Raw genomic sequence first — 1,536 nt, 5'->3', positions numbered from 1 at the left:
CCGCATATCCGGCGAAGGCGACGTTGTCGACCAGTTGCTTGCCCACGCCCTTCAGGCCGCAGGTGCCGGCGAAATGCAGCCAGGTCTCCGCGTCGGTGATGCCGATGCCGGCCGGCATCGTCGATGCGACAGGTGCTGCTGCCGCAGGTTCGTCGGCGACACGCCAGGGCGGCGCGTCGTCCACCATGGCGCGTGCCGGGCTCGGGCTGGGAGGCGCGGGACGCTCTTCACGGGCCATCTGCTGCGGTGGCATGACCGGCTCCGGCGTCGCGGGCGCCGTGCGCATCGCGGGCGAAGGACTGGCGGCGGGCGGCGGCGCATTCGGGATGGGCGCCTGCACCACCGGTGCGCGCGCCTCACCCCGCATTTCGCCCGCCTGCGCCGGGCGGAACGCCAGCATGCGCAGGAGGCTCATTTCGAATCCGGCCCGACCGCTGGGCGCCACATGCAGGTCGCGGCGACCGTTGATGGCCATCTGGTACCACAACTGCACGACCTCCGGACGCAGCTGGCCTGCGAAGGCATCGACGTCGATCCCTTCCGCCTCCACGCTGGCCGAGGGCACCAACTGCCTCACCTGGATGCGGTGCAAGGCCTCCGCCACCGCATCCAGCACGCCGGCCCAATCCGGCGAAAACTCCGCCAACCGCGCCACCACCTGCAACAGGGTTTCGCCATCGCCCTGCGCGAGTGCCGCCAGCATGGCATTCACCTGGGTGCGATCCACCGTGCCGAGCATGGTGCGCACGCCCTCGTCGCGCAGGGCACCGCCGGCATACGCGATGGCCTGGTCCAGCAGCGACAGGCCATCGCGCAGCGAGCCATCGGCTGCGCGCGCGAGTTGGGCGATGGCGCTCGCATCGGAGTCGATCGCCTCGGCGCTGAGGATCCTGGTCATCTGCCCGCGGATCTGCTCCTCGTCCAGGCGCTTGAGGTTGAACTGCAGGCAGCGCGACAGCACGGTGACCGGCAGTTTCTGCGGATCCGTGGTGGCCAGCAGGAACTTCACATGCCCGGGCGGCTCCTCCAGCGTCTTCAGCAGCGCATTGAACGCGGCCTTCGACAGCATGTGGACTTCGTCGATCAGGTACACCTTGAACTTGCCACGCGACGGCATGTACTGCGCGTTCTCGATCACTTCGCGCACGTCGTCCACGCCGGTGTTGGACGCGGCGTCGATCTCCAGCAGGTCGATGTAGCGGCCGGCGTCGATGTCCAGGCAGGCCGGGCACTGGCCGCAAGGATCGGCGCTGGTGCCCTTCTCGCAGTTCAGCGATTTGGCGAAGATGCGGGCAATGGTGGTCTTGCCCACGCCGCGCGTACCGGTGAACAGGAACGCGTGGTGGACGCGGCCGCTGTCCAGTGCATTGGTCAACGCGCGGACCACGTGCTCCTGGCCCACCAACTCGGCGAAACGCTTGGGACGCCACTTGCGGGCGAGGACGAGGTAGGACATGCCGACATTGTGCCACGCTCCGCCAGCCGCCCCTCCGCCCCGCGACCATTCCACGGCTTAGCTTGTGGCGCCCCCCCTGC

1 protein-coding gene is annotated in these 1,536 nt (G+C 69.0%); it reads right to left on the bottom strand.

Annotated features, from left to right (window positions below; genetic code table 11):
* Positions 1-1,456: DNA polymerase III subunit gamma/tau (dnaX, locus tag AC04L7_RS18420; protein ID WP_475513661.1), on the bottom strand; the 1,456-nt coding region annotated here is incomplete at its 3' end.
* Between the last annotated feature and the right edge of the window lie 80 nt (positions 1,457-1,536).

The organism is Pseudoxanthomonas sp. LjRoot204_2 (assembly GCF_056175765.1).
The sequence above is the reverse complement of the archived record's forward strand: the minus strand, read 5'-3'. Positions and strand labels throughout refer to the sequence as shown.